The 12,941-nt window shown below is 59.6% G+C and carries 11 protein-coding genes and 1 other annotated feature; of the genes, 7 read left to right on the top strand and 4 right to left on the bottom strand.

Annotated features, from left to right (window positions below; translation table 11 throughout):
• Positions 1–102 precede the first annotated feature (102 nt).
• Both BN1189_RS01990 and BN1189_RS01985 read left to right on the top strand, forming a co-directional pair.
• Positions 103–1,659 (top strand): BCCT family transporter, encoded by a 1,557-nt coding sequence (locus tag BN1189_RS01990; RefSeq protein WP_069201935.1) that lies wholly within the window; start codon positions 103–105, stop codon positions 1,657–1,659.
• 2 nt (positions 1,660–1,661) lie between these two features.
• Positions 1,662–3,710, top strand: coding sequence for a CocE/NonD family hydrolase (locus BN1189_RS01985; RefSeq protein WP_040224979.1), 2,049 nt, complete (start codon positions 1,662–1,664; stop codon positions 3,708–3,710).
• Positions 3,711–3,788: 78 nt separating this feature from the next.
• Here BN1189_RS01985 and BN1189_RS01980 read toward each other — a convergent pair whose 3' ends face one another.
• A complete protein-coding gene (locus tag BN1189_RS01980) occupies positions 3,789–4,568 on the bottom strand; it encodes a PAS domain-containing protein (protein WP_257125355.1) in 780 nt (259 codons plus the stop codon).
• A 116-nt stretch (positions 4,569–4,684) separates the two neighbouring features.
• Here BN1189_RS01980 and BN1189_RS01975 point away from each other — a divergent pair, with 116 nt between their 5' ends.
• Positions 4,685–5,473: an HAD family hydrolase gene (locus BN1189_RS01975; protein ID WP_040224978.1), complete on the top strand. Its 789-nt coding sequence runs from the start codon at positions 4,685–4,687 to the stop codon at positions 5,471–5,473.
• 230 nt (positions 5,474–5,703) lie between these two features.
• On the opposite strand, the gene serA is transcribed toward BN1189_RS01975, so the two are convergent.
• Positions 5,704–7,293: a phosphoglycerate dehydrogenase gene (gene serA, locus BN1189_RS01970; protein ID WP_040225010.1), complete on the bottom strand. Its 1,590-nt coding sequence runs from the start codon at positions 7,291–7,293 to the stop codon at positions 5,704–5,706.
• Between the two features lie 26 nt (positions 7,294–7,319).
• The gene (locus BN1189_RS01965; RefSeq protein WP_040224974.1) at positions 7,320–8,483 is read right to left on the bottom strand and encodes a pyridoxal-phosphate-dependent aminotransferase family protein; all 1,164 of its coding nucleotides are present in this window, start codon (positions 8,481–8,483) and stop codon (positions 7,320–7,322) included.
• 58 nt (positions 8,484–8,541) lie between these two features.
• Positions 8,542–8,771: a binding site (T-box leader), on the bottom strand.
• A gap of 165 nt (positions 8,772–8,936) precedes the next feature.
• On the opposite strand from BN1189_RS01965, the gene BN1189_RS01960 reads away from it, so the two are divergent.
• The 4 genes from BN1189_RS01960 to BN1189_RS01945 all read left to right on the top strand — a co-directional run bounded on the left by BN1189_RS01960 (position 8,937) and on the right by BN1189_RS01945 (position 12,380).
• The gene (locus tag BN1189_RS01960) at positions 8,937–9,434 is read left to right on the top strand and encodes a hypothetical protein (protein ID WP_040224973.1); all 498 of its coding nucleotides are present in this window, start codon (positions 8,937–8,939) and stop codon (positions 9,432–9,434) included.
• 29 nt (positions 9,435–9,463) lie between these two features.
• Positions 9,464–10,357, top strand: coding sequence for a prenyltransferase (locus BN1189_RS01955; protein WP_040224971.1), 894 nt, complete (start codon positions 9,464–9,466; stop codon positions 10,355–10,357).
• A gap of 164 nt (positions 10,358–10,521) precedes the next feature.
• Positions 10,522–11,145 carry a hypothetical protein gene (locus BN1189_RS01950; protein ID WP_040224970.1) on the top strand — a complete coding sequence of 208 codons (624 nt, stop codon included), beginning with the start codon at positions 10,522–10,524 and terminating at the stop codon, positions 11,143–11,145.
• Between the two features lie 188 nt (positions 11,146–11,333).
• Positions 11,334–12,380 carry a tellurite resistance/C4-dicarboxylate transporter family protein gene (locus BN1189_RS01945; protein ID WP_257125354.1) on the top strand — a complete coding sequence of 349 codons (1,047 nt, stop codon included), beginning with the start codon at positions 11,334–11,336 and terminating at the stop codon, positions 12,378–12,380.
• Between the two features lie 44 nt (positions 12,381–12,424).
• Here BN1189_RS01945 and BN1189_RS01940 read toward each other — a convergent pair whose 3' ends face one another.
• A complete protein-coding gene (locus BN1189_RS01940) occupies positions 12,425–12,919 on the bottom strand; it encodes a TspO/MBR family protein (RefSeq protein WP_040224969.1) in 495 nt (164 codons plus the stop codon).
• Between the last annotated feature and the right edge of the window lie 22 nt (positions 12,920–12,941).

Genomic DNA, 12,941 nt, shown 5'->3' with positions numbered 1-12,941 from the left:
GGCGCGATGCATGTCCTGCCGAAACGTTCGAATCTAGAATGTGCGTTGTAAGCGCTATCAGGCGGGAACTGCCGAAATCATAGACCAACATGGAGGGACCAAATGAAAAAGGCAAATGTAGATCGATTCATCTTCTGGGCTGCAATCATCGTCATTTTGGCTGCGACTGCACTGCTTGTCATCTTCCAAAAATCGGCGGAGCCGTACCTGGACAGGGTCATGACAGGCATTACACATAATATGGACTGGGCGTTCCAGTTCCTGACGATCGGACTTTTCATCGTGCTGCTCTGGCTGGCGTTCAGCCGGTACGGCAATATCAAACTCGGTGAAGGGAAGCCGGAGTTCTCGACGTTCAGCTGGGGAACGATGCTGTTCACGGCGGGCATGGGGACGAGCATCATGTACTGGTCGATGGCCGAACCGCTCTTTTATTTCACAGGGCCGCCGTTCGGCATTGAGCCGGGAAGCCAGGAAGCCGCCGAGTGGGCGGTGACCTACGGTTTGTTCCACTGGGGAATTTCCGCATGGTCGCTGTATGCGTTCCCGACGGTCGTCATCGCGTATATGTACTTTATCCGCAAGCGTCCGACACTGAAGCTGAGCGCCGCTTTGAGCGGGGCGCTCGGGAAGTATTCCGAAGGATGGATCGGAAAAGTGATCGACATCCTCGTGATCTGGAGCCTGGTCGGCGGTCTCGGCACATCGCTCGGCCTCGGGGTTCCGATGGTGTCCGCTGTCGTGGCGGACGTGATCGGCATCCAGCCGTCTCTCATGCTCGATGCGATCATCGTCATCCTGATCACGGTCATCTACTCGGCGAGCGCTTATCTCGGACTGCATAAGGGCATCCGGAAGCTGAGCGATCTGAACATTTACCTGGCGCTTGCACTGGCGGTCTTTGTTTTGCTTGCCGGACCGACCCTGTTCATCCTGACGTATTTCTCGAACAGCTTCGGCATGATGCTCCAGAACTTCCTCATGATGAGCTTTTACACGGATCCAATCGCAGAGAGCGGCTTTCCTCAGGACTGGACGGTGTTCTACTGGGCCTGGTTCGCTGCAACAGCGCCGTTCATGGGCCTGTTCGTCGCCCGGATCTCCAAGGGCCGCACGCTCCGTCAGCTCATTATGCACATGCTTCTTTGGGGATCGGTCGGCGGGTGGCTGTACTTCATGGTGTTCGGCGGCTATTCGATGAGTCTGGAGCTCGGCGGGGTCCTGACGCTCACGGACATCCTCGCCGATGACGGAGGGCCGGCGGCGGTCGTCGCAATTTTGAAATCCTTGCCGCTCAGCGTGATCGTCCTGCCGTTCTTCATCGTTCTTGCGGTCATTTTCCTGTCGACCTCGATGGACTCGGCGACTTATGTTCTCGCCGCGATTGCAACCCGCGAACTGAAGGCGGGGCAGGATCCGGCCCGGTGGCACCGGATGATCTGGGGCGGGATGCTGGCCGTCCTCACGCTCGGGCTCCTGTTCGTCGGCGGGCTCCGGGTCGTGCAGACTTCCGCTGTTGTCGTATCGATCCCGATTTTCCTGTTTTATCTGCTGCTGGCCGTTTCTCTGTTCCGCTGGCTCAAGCAGGACTTCCCTGCGCCTCCCTTGAGGGAACCGAAGAGATTCATGAAAGAACCGAAAATCAAAGGAGGAGATTGAACATGGTATTTAACGTAAAGGAAACCGGACGGTCGATTCGCACCGACTTTCCGAGAAAAGTAAAAGAGCTGAACAATATATCGATCCCGATGTCGGACGGCACGAGTCTTTCCGCAAAGATCTGGCTTCCGGAAGACGCAGAAGAGCATCCGGTCCCGGCGATCCTTGAATATATCCCTTACCGGAAAGATGATTTTACCGCTCTGCGCGATTCGCTCCGCCATCCATACTTTGCGGGGCACGGGTATGCGAGCATCCGGGTGGACATCCGGGGTTCGGGCAACTCCGGCGGCATCCTCTATGATGAATACCTGAAGCAGGAGCAGGACGATGCACTCGAGGTCCTGGAGTGGATCGCCCGGCAGCCTTGGTTCACCGGCAAAGTCGGGATGATCGGCAAGTCGTGGGGCGGCTTCAACGGCCTGCAGGTGGCGGCCCGCCGCCCGGAAGAACTCGGGGCGATCATCACGATCTGCTCGACCGACGACCGTTATGCGGATGATGTCCACTACAAGGGCGGTGCGATGCTGGCATCGGACATGCTCTGGTGGGCTTCGACGATGCTCGCCTACAATGCCCGGCCGGCGGACCCTGAAGTCGTCGGCGATGCATGGCGCGAAAACTGGCTGGAGCGGCTGGAGAAAACGCCGCCTCATGTCGAAGAATGGGTGCGCCACCAGCGACGGGACGAATACTGGAAACATGGGTCCGTCTGTGAGGACTACAGCGATATCCAAGTGCCGGTGTTCGCGGTCGGCGGATGGGCGGACGGCTATCCGAACGCGATCCCCCGCATGCTGGAACATCTCGACGTGCCGAAAAAAGGCCTGATCGGCCCGTGGGCACACGAATATCCGGAAATGGCGGTGCCGGGTCCCCAGGTCGGTTTCCTCCAGGAATGCATCCGCTGGTGGGATCAGTGGCTGAAAGGGGAAGATACGGGCATCATGGACGAGCCGATGCTTCGCGCCTGGCTCCAGGACAGCGTGCCGCCGCAGACCGAGTACGACTACCGGCCGGGCCGGTGGGTTGCGGAGAATGAGTGGCCGCCGGAAAGACAGCCGCAGCGCCGGCTTTATCTCAATGGGACTCAGCTCAGTGAAAATCCGGAAAAGACGGACTCGATCCGGGTCACGAGCGCCCAGCAGCACGGGCATCATGCCGGCGTTTATTGCCCGTTCGGCCAGGCCGGGGATCTGGCGGGCGACCAGCGCAATGAAAACGGCTTTGCCACTGTGTTCCGCTCCGAACCGCTTGATGGGCAGCTCGCCATCTTCGGCCGGCCGGTGTTCACGGCTGAACTGTCTTCAGACAAGCCGCAGGCCCTGCTGGCGGTCCGTCTGGATGACGTGGCGCCTGACGGTTCCTCGACGCGCATCACTTGGGGAATGCTGAACCTGACCCACCGGAACAGCCATGAGTTTCCGGAACTCCTCACGCCGGGTGAGCGGGTCACCGTTTCCGTCGAGCTTGATGTGATCGGCTACAATGTATCCGAAGGCCACCGCCTGGAGCTCGCCGTCTCCCCGAACTACTGGCCGCATGCGTGGCCGAGCCCGGAAGAAGCGACGCTCACCCTTTACCCGTCGGAAAAGACCTGCCTGTCGCTGCCGGTGAGGGAGCCGAAGGAGATCGACCGAGAGCTCCGTCCACTCAAGCCGGCGGAAACAGCGCCGGTGCTTGAGCAGGAGACGCTCCGGGAAGCCGTCCGCACACGAGAGATCAAGAAAGATGTTGTCACCGGCATGTGGACGCTCGACGACTTTTCCGATGAAGGAAAGCGCCGGCTGCCTTCAAACGGGCTGGAATACGGCAGCACGAACCGGAACGTCTGGACGATCCGGGAGGGCGATCCGCTGAGCGCCCGGGTCGAATGTGAATGGACGCTTGATGTCGGCCGGGGAAGCTGGCAGACGAGCCTCGTGACGAAAAGCACGATGACTGCGGACCGCGACAAGTACTACCTGATGAACCGGGTCACCGCCTATGAAGGCGACGAAGAAGTGTTTGACCGGACGTGGAACGCGGAAATCCCGCGAGATTTCACGTAAGCTTCCCGTGAACGCAGAAACCCCGCATCGCCGATTTTCTTCGGTCATGCGGGGTTTTTATTGCCGGTGCAGATGCATTCAGCGGACGAGCTGCATCGCCTGTCTGATGGAAGAGAATGTATGCAAAGTCACGCTGCTTCCGAGTGCATCGGAGAGCTTCCGGGCAATGACCGGGGAAATGCCGGTAACATACAGGGTGGTGCCCATCAGCTTGAGCACCTCCTGGATGTGCAGGAAGTTGATGGCCGGTGTGTCATCTTCCCAATAAAGACCCGTCACATCGAGGATGATGTGTGTCGTATGACGCTCCTGGACGTACTCGCTCAGTTTGATATTCAGCATACTGAACCGTTCCTCGGTCATCACGCCGGTGAGGGCGACAGCGGCAACGTCTTCCTCGATGGCCAGGATGGGAAGGGCGAGCTGTTCAATGATTTTTTCTTTTTGGGAAATCTCGATCCGCTGTCTCCGCTCCACCGAGACGTCGGTCTGGGTCCCGATGAAATACAGTTGCCCGTCCACGTAAATCGGATCGATGTGCAGCCGGTTCCAGAACGGGCTGCCGTCTTTGCGGTAATTTTTGATCGTAATCGTGATGGATTCTTCATTTTCGATCGCAGAGCGGACTTTGGCGACATCCTCCCGGTTCGTCTTCTCCCCCTGGAGGAAACGGCAATTCCGGCCAATCACCTCTTCCGGCGGATAGCCGGTGAGCGATTCGAATGTATGATTGACGAAGACAATCGGATTGTCTTCCTGCGACGGGTCCGTGACGAGCGCGGCCACCCTGCTGCCGTCGAGCATGGCTTTAAGAAGGCTGATTTGTGTCGAGTCATCCATTTTTTTGATGCTGGCCACCCCTTGTTTTTTCTGTCTGATTTTCCCCCATCTTAACATACTTGGAGGGGCAAGGCCCGCCCGCCTCTTTTATTTCAGGTGAAATGCGGTACAATCGGACAAAAGGGGGGATGGTCATGATCCGCACGATTATTTTCGATCTTGACGATACAGTGATCTGGGACAAAAAGAGCGTCCAGACCGCATTTGACCGGACGTGCATGTATGCGGCCGACCGGACAGGCGCCGATGCCTCTGCACTGGAGCTCGCCGTCCGGGAAACGGCGAGGAGTTTGTATGAATCCTACGATACATACGAATTCACCCGGATGATCGGCATCAGCCCGTTCGAGGGGTTGTGGGGGACGTTTGATGATCCCGGTGAGGACTTTGGGCGGATGCGTGAACTGGTTCCTGTCTACCAGCGTGACGCGTGGACGGGCGGACTCCGTACGCTCGGCATCGACGATCCGGCGTTCGGCGGGGAACTGGCCGGCCGCTTCATCGAGGAGCGCCGGCAGGCACCATTCGTGTACGAGGAGACGTTCGATGTCCTTGAGAAGCTCAAGGAACATCACCGCCTCGTCCTGCTGACGAACGGGGCCCCGTCGCTCCAGCAGCTCAAGCTGTCCATCACGCCCGAACTGAGCCCGTACTTCGACTTGATCGTCATCTCCGGCGCATTCGGACGCGGCAAGCCGGACGCATCGATTTTCCGGCATGTGCTCGAACAGACGGGAACTCAAGGGGAGGAGGCACTCATGGTCGGCGACAACCTCATGACCGACATACTCGGGGCGAACCGGACAGGCATCCATTCGGTCTGGATCAACCGGGAAGGAAAGGACCCGGATCCGGAAGTGGTGCCGGCGTTTGAAATCAGCCATCTCGGAGAACTGGATGAAGTCCTGGAGCAACTACGATAAGAGAGGGAGTGCCGAAAGCCCGAAGAGGACGGTTTTCGGACGAGTGAGGAGAGTTCGGGTCCGAGTGAGGAGAGTTTGGACCTGAGTGAGGAGAGTTCGGACCCGAGTGAGGAGAGTTTGGACCTGAGTGAGCAGAGCCGGATCGAGTAACGCGAGTCCACTTTCGAATGATACAAGTTTACAACCCAAACGAAAAAACCGGGCCGCGGCCCGGTTTTGCCATTTCGTCTTTATAAATCAATCGCACGGACTTCGTAAATATCCGCGATTCCCTTCAGGCGGCGGATCTCGTCCGGCTTCACTTCATGGTCGACGGTGATCATCATGATGGCGTCCCCGCCCGCGGTGGAGCGGCCGACCTGCATCGTCGCGATATTGATGTTTTCTTCGGCGAGCAGCATGCCGACGCGTCCGATGGCGCCCGGCTGGTCTTTGTGCCGGATGATCAGGAGATGGCCGGAAGGCGTGACGTCGACGGCATAGTCATCGACTTTCACGATGCGCGCTCCGAACCCGCTCAGGAGAGTGCCGGCGACGCGGTGGGTGTCACTGCCCATTTTCGCCTCCACCGTGATGAGCTGCTGGAAGCCTTTGCTTTCGGTCGTCTTGTGCTCGCTGACTCTGATGTTGAATGAATCGGCGAGGAATTTCGCATTGACATCATTCACGTGGGTGCCGAGGTTGCGCTTCAGCAGTCCCTTCATCGCGTTCCGGGTGAGGGGACGTACATCGCAGTCGGCGAGGTCCCCTGAATACCGGATATTTACGTCGGTCAGCGGCTGATCGGAAAGCCTGGACAGGAACGCGCCGAGCTTTTCGGCCAGGTCGAAGAACGGTTCGATTTTTGCAAGTGCTTCTTTTGAAACAGAAGGAAGGTTCACCGGGTTTTTCACCGGTTCGCCGTTCAGGAAGCGGAGGACATCCCGGCCGACATCGATCGCCACGCTCTCCTGTGCCTCGATCGTGCTCGCGCCGAGATGCGGAGTGGCGATCACTTGCGGCAGCGTGAGCAGCCGGTGGCCGGTGAACGGTTCTTCCTCGAATACATCAAGCGCCGCTCCGGCGACTTTTCCGGACTCGATGGCATTAAAAAGTGCATCTTCATTGATGATGCCGCCGCGCGCGCAGTTGACGATGCGGACGCCGTTCTTCATCTTGGCGAACGCCTCCGCGTTGATCAGATGGCGGGTCTCGTCCATGAGCGGCGTATGGACGGTGATGAAATCAGCGGCCCGGATGACTTCGTCGAATGTCCCGGCCGTGATGCCCATTTCCTTCGCCCGCTCTTCGGTGAGGAACGGATCGCAGGCGATGACGTTCATGCGCTGGCCTTTTGCGCGCCGGGCGACTTCGGCACCGATCCTGCCGAGGCCGACGACGCCGAGCGTCTTGTTTTTCAGTTCAATGCCGATGAACGCTTTCCGGTCCCACCGGCCTTCCAGGAGAGACTGGCGGGCCTGCGGGATGTTGCGGGCGAGCGCCGCCATCATCGCGACCGTGTGCTCGGCGGCAGAGTTCGTGTTCCCGTCCGGCGCGTTCACGACGATGATCCCGCGTTCCGTCGCCGCCTCCAGGTCGATATTGTCGACGCCGACGCCGGCGCGGCCGATGATTTTCAGGTTTTCCGCCGCTTCGATCACTTGGCGGGTCACCCGGGTGCCGCTTCTGACGAGCAGCGCATCCGCCGTTTTGACGGCATCAAGAAGTTCAGCCGTCGTGAGTCCGGTCCGTACGTCCAGCTCGACACCGGATGCTTCCCGGAGCGGCCGCATGCCTTCTTCGCTGAGCGGATCGGTGATGAGGAGGATGGCCTGCTTCATATCGGGTTTCTTTTGGGCGATGGCAATCACTTCGTCTGTTCCCCCTTCTGCAAATAAACGCGCTGTGCGGCGGCGACTCCCTTGCCGGTTTCGATCTGCTTCCCGGCCCGGGCGATCCCCAGTTCAAACAGGGCGATCATCTGGAGAACGTCGCCCGGGGAACAGTAGCCCATATGGCCGACCCGGAAGATCTTGCCTTCGAGCTTGCCTTGGCCGCTTGCAACCGCCAGGCCGAATTCCCGGTGAATGAGGCTGCGGAACCCTTCGGCGTCGAAGTCGTCGGGCCGGACGGCGGTAACGGTCGGCGATCCGGCCTCATCTGAAGTGAGGAGCGGGATGCCGTGTGCCCGGAATGCGGCCCGGATCATGTCCCGCATCAGTTCATGCCGGGCGGCGACTTCCGCGATCCCTTCTTCTTCGAGGAGGGTGAGTGCCTGGTCGAGTCCGTAAAGGAGGGAGACGGCCGGCGTAAAAGGGGTTGTGTTTTCCCGGATGCTGTCCCGGTATTGGACAAGGTCGAGGTAGAATCCCCGGTCCGGATTCGCCTCGATCACGTTCCAGGCCCGGTCGCTCACGGCAGCGAACATGAGGCCCGGCGGCAGCATCATCGCTTTCTGGGAACCGGTGACGAGCACGTCCAGGCCCCATTCGTCCATTTTCGCCTCGACGCCGCCGATGATCGACACGCCGTCCGCGATGATGAGGGCATCGGACACTTCGCGCACGACACGGGCGAGTTCGGCGACCGGGTTCACGACACCGGTGGACGTTTCGCAATAAGTGGAAAATACCGCCTTGACGCCGGGGTGCTCCTCCAGCATTCCGCGCACCACTTCCGGTTCAAACGCCTCGCCCCACTCCGTTTCATACCGGTGGACGATGATGCCGTGCGCAAGACAGATCTTCTCGAACCGGGCGCCGAAGGAACCGGACACGATGACGATGGCTTCTTCGCCCCGCCGGACCGTGTTGACGGCGGCCGCTTCCAGCCCGGCCGTCCCGCTCCCCGCGACGATCAGCACGTCCTGATCCGTCCCGAACACCTTCCGGAGCCCCGGCTGGATTTTTTTCAGCAGATCATCCGTCACGCTCGCCCGGTGTCCCACCATCGGCTTCGCCATCGCCCGCTCCACGCTCGGGGGGATCGGCGTCGGTCCCGGAATCCTCAAATACTGTTGGTCTTGCAGCATGTCAAAGTCCTCCTTTTTATTGGGAAATATAAAAAGCCATTCGTCTCCCTGCATTCCTGCAAGGGGCGAATGGCTTGAAAGCCTCGCGGTGCCACCCTCATTCGCTGCCGGTTCTCCGGCCGGCAGCCTTCATTCACATGCATAACGGGCATGTCCGGACGGGCCTACTCGGATGTTCAGCCCGCCAATATCCGGAGCGGAACACACGGCCGGGACTGCCGGTTCGCACCTGCCACCGGCTCTCTAGAAATCCCGCATCCGCATGCATGTCTCCTTCTAAATTGTTCAACGAATGATTAAGTTTCGAATAATCATAACACGACCCGCAAAGAAGTCAATCCCCATTTCGTCAAAGCACCCGCCCTTCGGTCCCGATCATTGACGCCCGTCAAGGCGGCGGCCGGCCCCCGGGAGGTACAATAAAGACAAAACCAGGGAAAGGTCGTGGTGGGAATGGGCTGGAACATCCATCAGCTGGTTCTCGGCGTTCATATATTGTTCGGAATCATGTGGGTCGGCGGCATCCTGTTCGTCGGCTGGGGCGTGTTCCCGGCGATGAAGCGGCTGGACTTTGCCAGTCAGCAACAGTTCCTGCAGGCGCTCATGGGCTGGACCCACAGGCTGCTGTCGCTGATCGGGGCGGCGGTCATCGTCACCGGCGTGGCACTCGGCACTGCATTCGGACCGGTCCGTGAGTGGAGCACGCTTTGGAATACGTCATACGGACAGCATTTCATCCTGGCATTCGGGCTCGGACTCGCAACGCTCGGGTGGGGGGCGCTCGTCAGCTACCGCTATTCGATGAAAGTGATCCGGGACGGCACGCTGTGGGGGTTGGCGGGGCAGGGATACCCGATGTTCCTGAACCGTGCGCTCCGCCGGGTGACGGCTGTTTCGGGAGTGGAGGTTCTCGGGTTTATCGCACTCCTCGCCGTCATGCTGTCGTTCTGAGCAACCGACCTTGGAAGGAGGGATGCGGAATGCGAACAGATGCCTTCCGATACACATACCGGGGGACATGGCTTCAGCTCGTCCGCCCGATGACTTTGAGCGGAACGATCACGCCGGCCATCGCCGGCACAATCTGGGCGGGCGGGAGGGGGACCGTGCGTCCCGGCCTGTTCCTGCTGTTCATCACGGCGGCTTTGCTCGTCCAGATGTCGGCCAACGTGCTGAACGATTACTTCGATTTCAAGAAAGGGCAGGACGAAGAGAAGTGGACGGCCGGACCTGCAACACCCGGCCATGCCGCTTTCAACCAGCTGCCTTTATTGGCCGGCGGCATGATCGCCGCAGCGATGGCACTCGGGATCCTGATTGCCATCAAGTCCGGAGGCTGGGTGCTCTGGGCGGGCGCGTTCTCGATTCTGGCAGCGTTGTTTTATTCGGCGGGCCGCCGTCCGCTTTCGTCTGTCGGGCTCGGCGAGACGGTGGCCGCGGTCTTCCTCGGATTCACCGTGGCCCTGCTCGCCTACGGCATCCAGGATGTCCCGTTCAGTCCAAGCATCTTTGCCGTGGCTCTGCCGTTCGCGTTTCTCATCACCGGGATGATCCTGACAAACAATATCCGCGATCTGGAGAAGGACCGGCCGTTCCGGTGCACGGTGCCGCTCATCATCGGCCGGAGGCGGGCCCGCCTGCTGCTGGCCGTCCTGGTCGCGGGTGCTTATGTGACGGTTTTGGTCTTCACCGTGATGGGAGTCTTTCCATCTGCCGCCCTGTTCACGTTCCTGGCGATTCCGTGGTCACTGCGGCTTCTCCGTCTCCTCCGGGAAGGCGCACCCCGGCATGATGAGCTCGCCGCTATGCCTGCTGCTGCGAAACAGCACTGGGTGTTCGGCTTCCTCTTCATCTCCGGGCTCCTGCTCGGTTGATGGTCCGGCCCGTCCGCATGTTTGCGGGCGGGCTTTTCTTATGGCCGCATCCAGCAGCATCAATGCTTTCGGTCTGTCCGACCGGATTTGTTGCTTGACCGGGCAGCAAAACGGGAATAGCTAGAAGGATTACTGTCCGGAAGGCGGAAAGGGGAAGATGAAAGATGGAAAATGTCGTCATCAGTTATTTCAAGGTGGAAAGCGAGGCGTTCCAGGCGCTCTCGGAATTGAAGAAACTGTCGACATTCGAGGACGAGGCCATCCTCTCCCAGGTCGGCATCTTGAAAAAAGAGCACGGAAACATCCTTCTGAAAGACTCGTTTGACACAGGGAAGGTTTCGTCGAATGATACGCTGATCGGCAGCATCGTCGGCGGCTTGGCCGGAATCATCGCGGGACCGCTCGGCGTGCTCCTCGGCGTCGGAATCGGCGGATCGGTCGGCCTCCTCGTGGACACACAGGACGTGAAGAAAGAGGCGGGGCTGTTCTGGTCGATGACTCTCCGGATGAAAGACGGGGATGTGGCCATCGTGGCGGTCGTCCAGGAAAAGTCCGAGGAACCGCTGAACCGGATTTTCGGCAAGTTCGAAACCGTCGTGGAGCGCTACCCGGCAGCCGAAATCCAGGAAGAAATCGACCACGCGCGGGACGTGCAGGACGGACTCGAAAAGCAGGCGCGTGACAAGATGGCCGAAGACCGGACTGCCCACCGGGATAAAAAAGTGAGCGAATACAAGGAAAAAATGAAAGAAGACTTCGAGAAGCTGAGAGGCAGACTGAACAGCTGAGTCCGATCAGACAAAGCCCCGGGCATTTCGCCGCGGGGCTTTTCTTTGTGTGTCGCTTCCATCTTTTGGCGTGCGGCACCTGTGCATATGCCAATGATTTTGCAGGCGGGAGTTGTACAATGGAGACGGGTTCCCCCCGGCGGAAGGCCGGCAGAGGAACCGATTTCTTGAGACTGGGAGCCATGGATATGCTCGATTTTTTCAAGCGGCAAACCGAATTTTTGTTTTCCGGGTACTTTGCAGTCGTCATGGCAACCGGGGCGCTGTCGATTTCAGCTCATCTGCTCGGTTTCCGGAAGACCGCGCTTTTCCTGCTCGGCATCAATATCATCACTTACACGCTGCTCTGGATCCTGACCGGATTCCGGTTGGTCTTCCACCCGGGCCGGTTTTTCAAAGACCTCGGGAACCACGCGGCGGGCGCCGGATTTTTCACGCTCGTTGCCGGTACGGGGGTTTTTGGAAGCGAATTGATCATCATTACGGGCGGCACGGCCGTTTCCGCTTGGCTGTACGGGCTGGCATCCGTTCTGTGGGTGCTCATCATGTATGCCTTTTTCACGGCGGTCATCATCCGGGAGGATAAGCCCGGACTTGCCGACGGGATCAACGGCTCCTGGCTGATTGCGGCCGTGGCGACCCAGTCGCTGTCCGTGCTCGGCGTCCTGCTGGCCGGGGAGGGGGCCGGTGCCCGCCTGCTGATGTTCGCGTCCCTTTGCCTGTTCCTTCTCGGTTTTGGCCTGTATGTGCTTGTGATTATCCCGATTTTCCGCCGGCTCGTATTTATGGAATTCGGCCCCCGGGATTTTGCGCCGACCTACTGGATCAACATGGGCGCGGTCGCCATCACGACACTTGCCGGCTCGCTCCTCATCACGGACGGGGAGCATGATGACCTCATCGTCGGCGTGCTGCCGTTCCTGAAGGGACTCACGCTCCTGTCCTGGGTCACGGCGACGTGGTGGATCCCGATCCTCGTTCTCCTGACGATCTGGCGGTACGCCGTCAGGAAAGATCCGCTCACTTATGATCCTCAATTTTGGGGCACGGCGTTCCCGCTTGCCATGTACACCGCCGCCACCCACCAGCTCGCCGGCGCATTCGGCATACCCGCCCTCCGCATCATCCCGGATGTCTTCTTCCCCGTCAGCCTGGCGGTCTGGATCGTGTTCTTCCTCTGGATGAACCGCCATCTCCTGCGTGTGCTCATCAAAGACACCGGCCGGAGAAGATGAACAGAAGCCCCTGTCCGGATCGCCGGCAAGGGGCTTCTTTCGGTTCACTTGTTCTTTTCCCAGATCGAGCCGGTGAGGACGAGGGCGTACGCGACCCATACGATATACGGGACCATGAGACGGCCCGCAGTCCGGTCTTCCTCATGGAACTCGGCCGCGGTCAGGATGATCGCGCCGAGCATGACCGTCATCTCGGCAAGCGCGGGGCCTCTCAGCCTCCATTTGAAAAACAGGAACATCCAGAGGAAGTTCAGCCCGAGCTGAAGATCGTAGGCCGGAAAGCGGTCGGATCGGCCTTCCTGCCGGCGGACCTCCCCTGCCCGGTAGCGCGCCGTTCCCATCATGGCGTAAAGCGTGGTCCACGCAATCGGGAAAGCGGCCTGCGGAGGGGCAAAGTCCGGTTTTTTCAACCGCTTGAAATCTTCCTTCGTACTGCCGCTTGTCAGCATGTCGACGATGGATCCGCCGATCACGGGCAGCGCAATCCTCAGGGCCAGCCGTTTTGCATCCATCTTTCCGTTAACTTTTAATATTTCCATCACTGCTCCTCCTTTCCGCTGT

This window comes from Bhargavaea cecembensis (assembly GCF_000826125.2).
In the GTDB taxonomy this organism is placed as follows: Bacteria; Bacillota; Bacilli; order Bacillales_A; family Planococcaceae; genus Bhargavaea; species Bhargavaea cecembensis_B.
Note: the sequence above shows the minus strand (reverse complement) of the source record. Positions and strands in the feature narration are given on the sequence as shown.

What these genes read in the sequence shown, in the direction of transcription:
- BN1189_RS01990 (WP_069201935.1), top strand. Translation starts at nt 103, where the DNA reads ATGAAAAAGGCAAATGTAGATCGATTCATCTTCTGGGCTGCAATCATC.
- BN1189_RS01985 (WP_040224979.1), top strand. Translation starts at nt 1,662, where the DNA reads ATGGTATTTAACGTAAAGGAAACCGGACGGTCGATTCGCACCGACTTT.
- BN1189_RS01975 (WP_040224978.1), top strand. Translation starts at nt 4,685, where the DNA reads ATGATCCGCACGATTATTTTCGATCTTGACGATACAGTGATCTGGGAC.
- serA (WP_040225010.1), bottom strand. Translation starts at nt 7,293, where the DNA reads ATGAAGCAGGCCATCCTCCTCATCACCGATCCGCTCAGCGAAGAAGGC.
- BN1189_RS01965 (WP_040224974.1), bottom strand. Translation starts at nt 8,483, where the DNA reads ATGCTGCAAGACCAACAGTATTTGAGGATTCCGGGACCGACGCCGATC.
- BN1189_RS01960 (WP_040224973.1), top strand. Translation starts at nt 8,937, where the DNA reads ATGGGCTGGAACATCCATCAGCTGGTTCTCGGCGTTCATATATTGTTC.
- BN1189_RS01955 (WP_040224971.1), top strand. Translation starts at nt 9,464, where the DNA reads ATGCGAACAGATGCCTTCCGATACACATACCGGGGGACATGGCTTCAG.
- BN1189_RS01950 (WP_040224970.1), top strand. Translation starts at nt 10,522, where the DNA reads ATGGAAAATGTCGTCATCAGTTATTTCAAGGTGGAAAGCGAGGCGTTC.
- BN1189_RS01945 (WP_257125354.1), top strand. Translation starts at nt 11,334, where the DNA reads ATGCTCGATTTTTTCAAGCGGCAAACCGAATTTTTGTTTTCCGGGTAC.
- BN1189_RS01940 (WP_040224969.1), bottom strand. Translation starts at nt 12,919, where the DNA reads ATGGAAATATTAAAAGTTAACGGAAAGATGGATGCAAAACGGCTGGCC.